We start from the raw sequence: 4,994 nt of genomic DNA, 5'->3' as shown, positions 1-4,994 counted from the left end.
ATCAACACGGACAGTGTCGCGCGTGGATAGCCCGCCCCCCCCCCCCGCCGCTCATTTCATTCGCGTCGACCCTCCCCCTCCAGGGGAGGGTAAGAGGGTCGAGCCGAATTGCGATATGCGCTCAGCCGGCCTTGCCGAACAGCTCGTCGACGTAGTCCCAGTTGACGAGGCTGTCGACGAACGCCTTCAGATAGTCCGGACGGCGGTTGCGGTAGTCGATGTAGTAGGAGTGCTCCCAGACGTCGACGCCGAGGATCGGCACCGCGCCATGGACCAGCGGGTTCTCGCCGTTCGGGGTCTTCGCGATCTCGAGCTTGCCGCCCTTGACCTGCAGCCAGGCCCAGCCGGAGCCGAACTGGCCGACGCCGGCGGCGGCGAAGTCGGTCTTGAACTTCTCGAAGCCGCCGAGATCCTCGTTGATCTTCTTCTCCAACCGGCCGGGCAGCTTGCTGCCGCCGCCATTCGGCTTCATCCACTTCCAGAAGTGGATGTGGTTGTAGTGCTGACCGGCATTGTTGAAGACGGCCGCGTTCTTGCCGAACGAGCCCTTCACGATCTCCTCGAGGGACTTGCCTTCGAATTCGGTCCCCTTGATCGCGTTGTTGCCGTTGGTGACGTAGGCCTGGTGATGCTTGTCGTGGTGAAACTCCAGCGTTTCCTTGGACATGTAGGGCGCAAGGGCGTCGTGGGCGTAGGGCAGATCGGGTAGCGTGAAGGTCATGGGGTAATGTCCAACAGAGGGTGGGAGACTACACTTAACGGGTCCCCCTTATAGAAGGTTCCACGGCGGAGAAACACCGCATTTTCGGATCGTGTATGACAGATCGGCGCAGCCGAGGACCAAGACCCAGGACCTGAGACGATGAGCATCGAAATCGACATTCTCAACGGAGATGCGTCGTGGCGGCGCGCCGAGCCACTGCTCCGGGCGGTCTGGAGCCCGGATATCATGGAGAACAAGCAGTGGGCGGACATCAAATGGGCTCACGCGGATTTGCGCGTGTTTCTCGATGCGCCTGACGACGGCGGGCTCGCCTGCCACGTCGGTATCTACTTCCGGACCATCACCTGGAATGGCCACAAGGTGCATGTCGGCGGCATTGGCGGGGTTGCGACCCGCGAGGACTGCCGGCACCGCGGCTATGCGTCGCTCGCGTTGGATGCCGCCGTGCACACCATTCGTGCCAATGACGCGGTGAAGTTTGCAATCTTATTCTGCGAGCCGCACAATTTCGCATTCTACCAGGCCCGCGGCTGGCATCCTTTCACCGGCGAAGTCACCTGTGAACAGCCTTCCGGGCAGATTCGCTTCGAGGCGATGGCGCCGTTCGTCAACGACATCGTCCGCGCGCCGCGCCAGGGCAAGATCGACCTATGCGGCCTGCCGTGGTGACCCCTGCGCGAGCGCGGGTGGCGAGCATCGGCTCGAACACGTAACATGTCGATCATCATTTATTGATTGCGAGCCTGGTTCACTGGCGTCGAATTGCAGTGCGCCCTCCCGCCTCCGAAGTGAGCCGCCGACGCATGACCATCGATGCCTCGATCGACGACATCAACCCCGCCGCGGCCACGCCTGCGGTACCGGTCGATCATCTGCTGACGGCGCCGATCCTGCCGACACTGCTCAAGCTCGCCGTCCCCAACACGATCGCGATGTTCGGTTCGACGCTCGTCGCAGTCGCCGAGACGTCCTATATCGGCCGGCTCGGCACCGAGCCGCTAGCCGGCATCGCGCTGGTGTTTCCGTTCGCGATGCTGACGCAGATGATGTCGGCCGGCGCGATGGGCGGCGGCGTCTCGTCGGCGATCAGCCGCGCGCTCGGCGCCGGCGATCGCGACCGCGCCGCCGACCTGGCGCTGCATGCGGCGATCATCGGTGGGTGCGCCGGATTGTTCTTCACCGTGATGATGCTGGGCTTCGGCCGCGACTTCTATGCGCTGCTCGGCGGACGCGGCGGCGTGCTCGAACAATCGATGCATTACTCGCAGGTGCTGTTCTCCGGCGCGATCTCGATCTGGCTGGTCAACACGCTCGCCTCCGTCGTGCGCGGCACCGGCGACATGCGCGTCCCATCGATGACGCTGATCACCGTGTCGATGATCCAGATCGCGGTCGGCGGCGTGTTCGGTCTCGGGCTATTCGGCATGCCGAGCCTCGGCATGCGCGGCGTCGCCGCAGGCCAGCTCACCGCCTTCACGTGTGGTGCGATCTTCCTCGCCTGGTATCTCGCCTCTGGCCGCAGCCGGCTGAAGCTCGACTTCGCCGCCTTCAGCTTTCAGCGCGCGATGTTCCTCGACATCCTGAAAGTGGGTGCGATCTCCTGCCTGTCGCCGCTGCAGAGCGTGCTGACCATCCTGATCTTCACCAAGATTTTGGCGGGCTTCGGCACCGAAACCTTGGCCGGATACGGCATGGGCTCGCGGCTGGAATTCCTGCTGATCCCGATCGCATTCGCGGTCGGCGTCGCCTCGGTGCCGATGGTCGGAATGGCAATCGGCGCCGGCCTCGTCACGCGGGCCCGCAAGGTGGCGTGGACCGCCGGCACCGTCGCCGGACTTGTCGTCGGGCTGGTCGGACTCGTGGTCGCGCTCAAGCCGACGCTGTGGATTGCGCTGTTCACCACCGATCCCGGCGTGACCGCCGCGGCCTCGTCCTATTTCGCACTGGCCGGTCCGGGATTCGGCTTCTTCGGCGTCGGCGTGTGCCTGTATTTTTCCTCGCAAGGCGCGGCCAAGGTCGGCGGGCCGGTGCTGGCCGGGACCATCCGCCTGCTGCTGGTCGGCATCGGCGGCTGGTGGCTCGCTGCCGCGAGCGCCCCGGCGTGGACGCTGTTTGCGCTGGTCGGGGTTGCGATGGTGGCGTTCGGCCTCGCCACCATCGTGTCGATCAAGCTGACCCGTTGGGGATAGACCCGGAGGGCCGGGGCTTACGTTGCGCTTTCGGTCGCGACAAGGCACCGCCACCCTTCCGAGCCTTGCCGGAGCATGGCGGCCTCGCAAAAAAGCTAGAAAATTTTTCAGATCGCGCCCGCCTGATCGCGCAATTATTACATTGCAGAAATCTTTCGACTTGTTATGCAGGCGACCTCTTGGGGAATACGTCATGGCCTGCAAATTCGGATTCGTGATCGCAATCATCGCGACGGCACTTGCTGTGCCTGCCGCGCATGCGCAGGGCGCGCCTGAGCCCTTCGGCGTCTGGCAGACCCAGGCCGGCGATGCCCGCGTCAAGGTCAGCAAATGCGGTGGCGGCATCTGCGGCGTGGTGGTCAGTCTGCGCGACCCGATCGATCCGATGACCGGCAAGCCGCAGGTCGACAACAAGAATCCCAATCCGTCGCTCGCCAACCGGCCGATCATCGGGCTGCCGCTGTTCTCCGGCATGCAGCCGGCTGCCGTGGGCAAATGGTCGGGCCAGATCTACAATGCCGACGATGGCGGCACCTATGCCAGCAGCATCTCGGTCACCGGCGAGAGCACGCTGCGCGTCGAGGGCTGCGTCGGCGCGCTCTGCGGCGGCGAGACCTGGACGCGAGTGGGGCGGTAAACGCGAGGCGGGATTTTTCCTTCACCTCTCCCGCTTGCGGGGGAGAGAGCAGAATCCCGATATTGCAACAACTCACCCCGCGCGTGTCTTCAGCACGGTGGCGGCGGAGGCGTAGCCGCCGCGGGCGCCGTCGATGAAGTGGACGTGGTCGGCGCGCATCACCGACGGCGTGAAGCAGGTCATCATCGCGGCATCCTGCTCGTGCAGGCCGTAGCGCACGATGCCCTGTGCGGCGGCGGCGACCAGGCGCTGATCGAGCTCGGCGGCGAGCTCCGGCGTGCAATCCAGGATCATGCGCAAGCCGTCGTCGAACTTGCGGAAGTCGGAATTCTCCACGAGTTGCCGCACATAGTTCTTCGGTACGAACTTGCCGACCGGGATATTGAACCGCATCAACGTATAGGCCCACAGCGTGAACGCGAGCACCGTGGCACGGCGCAGCGCGAGCGAGCCGCCACGCCGCGCACGCGCCTCGTATTCCATCCCCTGCGGCGGCCAGCGCAGCGGCGGGCCGCCTGGCGGGACCGGCCTCCCGGCGTCGGGGCTTTTCTCGATCCGCACCACGAGGTCTTCGATCACCTTGCGGAAGGACGCGGGATCGGCGTCCTTCGCCGGCAGCACCAGCACTGAGAGGATGACGCCACGCACTGAGGGCATCACCTCGAAACGGCAGGACAGGCCGGACAGATCGGGCTGCGTGCCCTCAGGTGCCGGATCGACCGCAAACTCGCCGCGCTTCATCGCGGCATCGGCGAATGCAAGACCTCCGCCGGAGAACATCGCATAGGACAGATTGGCCGACGGCCCGAAGCGCGCGACGCGCACGTCGGCCCCCGCGGCGCGGATCGCCGACATCGGTACCAGCGCCACCCGCAGCACCAGATCGAGATCATCGCGCACCCAGCGCGCGGTCGCGGCCAGCGCCTCGCGCGCTTTGTCGAGATCGGCGGGCGCGACCGCGAAGCTCGCGCCGTCGCCGCCGAACACGAACGGAAATTCGCGGCCATCGAGCGCATTGGTGACCGAGGCGACCACCGCGGCACCCGCCATGTTGACCGCCTTGTAGCGCTGCGCCGCGATCGCCTTGGTCGACTCCACGATATCGGCGACGCCGACCGTCCAGTCATCGGGCAACGGCGCATAAAGCGCCGGATCCATCAGGCGCGCGAAGCCGCGAAACACCGGAATGCTGCCGTAGAAGATCTCGCTGCCGCCAGCCATTGCGACGCCGTGTTGTTTCTGCCTGTTACGAAACTCTCTAGCAGATACGCAGCGGATTGGGATCGGGTTTTCCCTCGGAGCCCGCCCTCTGTCACCGTCACCCTGAGGAGCGCGCCTTGGCGCGCGTCTCGAAGGGTCGACGGCCACCAGCCGGGCCGTCGATCCTTCGAGACGCCGCTACGCGGCTCCTCAGCGACTGTGTTCTTCGTCAAGCGGGTTGCCA

General features: G+C 65.4%; 5 protein-coding genes. 3 read left to right on the top strand and 2 right to left on the bottom strand.

What is annotated here, in order from left to right; translation table 11 throughout:
* Positions 1 to 121: 121 nt before the first annotated feature.
* Positions 122 to 721 carry a superoxide dismutase gene (locus tag BraRD5C2_RS34205; protein ID WP_021078629.1) on the bottom strand — a complete coding sequence of 200 codons (600 nt, stop codon included), beginning with the start codon at positions 719 to 721 and terminating at the stop codon, positions 122 to 124.
* Positions 722 to 862: 141 nt separating this feature from the next.
* On the opposite strand from BraRD5C2_RS34205, the gene BraRD5C2_RS34200 reads away from it, so the two are divergent.
* From BraRD5C2_RS34200 to BraRD5C2_RS34190, 3 genes are all read left to right on the top strand, one after another.
* A complete protein-coding gene (locus BraRD5C2_RS34200) occupies positions 863 to 1,393 on the top strand; it encodes a GNAT family N-acetyltransferase (protein ID WP_223975893.1) in 531 nt (176 codons plus the stop codon).
* A gap of 134 nt (positions 1,394 to 1,527) precedes the next feature.
* Positions 1,528 to 2,913 (top strand): MATE family efflux transporter, encoded by a 1,386-nt coding sequence (locus BraRD5C2_RS34195; RefSeq protein ID WP_223975890.1) that lies wholly within the window; start codon positions 1,528 to 1,530, stop codon positions 2,911 to 2,913.
* Positions 2,914 to 3,106: 193 nt separating this feature from the next.
* A complete protein-coding gene (locus BraRD5C2_RS34190; RefSeq protein WP_223975887.1) occupies positions 3,107 to 3,550 on the top strand; it encodes a DUF2147 domain-containing protein in 444 nt (147 codons plus the stop codon).
* Between the two features lie 72 nt (positions 3,551 to 3,622).
* On the opposite strand, the gene BraRD5C2_RS34185 is transcribed toward BraRD5C2_RS34190, so the two are convergent.
* A complete protein-coding gene (locus tag BraRD5C2_RS34185) occupies positions 3,623 to 4,771 on the bottom strand; it encodes a DUF3095 domain-containing protein (RefSeq protein WP_223975884.1) in 1,149 nt (382 codons plus the stop codon).
* Between the last annotated feature and the right edge of the window lie 223 nt (positions 4,772 to 4,994).

It is taken from the genome of Bradyrhizobium sp. RD5-C2 (assembly GCF_019972155.1).
Taxonomy (GTDB): Bacteria; Pseudomonadota; Alphaproteobacteria; order Rhizobiales; family Xanthobacteraceae; genus Bradyrhizobium.
Note: the sequence above shows the minus strand (reverse complement) of the source record. Positions and strands in the feature narration are given on the sequence as shown.

Bases quoted from the DNA above. Each gene is read 5' to 3' on its own strand.
- BraRD5C2_RS34190 (WP_223975887.1), top strand. From the start codon at position 3,107: ATGGCCTGCAAATTCGGATTCGTGATCGCAATCATCGCGACGGCACTT.
- BraRD5C2_RS34195 (WP_223975890.1), top strand. From the start codon at position 1,528: ATGACCATCGATGCCTCGATCGACGACATCAACCCCGCCGCGGCCACG.
- BraRD5C2_RS34200 (WP_223975893.1), top strand. From the start codon at position 863: ATGAGCATCGAAATCGACATTCTCAACGGAGATGCGTCGTGGCGGCGC.
- BraRD5C2_RS34205 (WP_021078629.1), bottom strand. From the start codon at position 721: ATGACCTTCACGCTACCCGATCTGCCCTACGCCCACGACGCCCTTGCG.
- BraRD5C2_RS34185 (WP_223975884.1), bottom strand. From the start codon at position 4,771: ATGGCTGGCGGCAGCGAGATCTTCTACGGCAGCATTCCGGTGTTTCGC.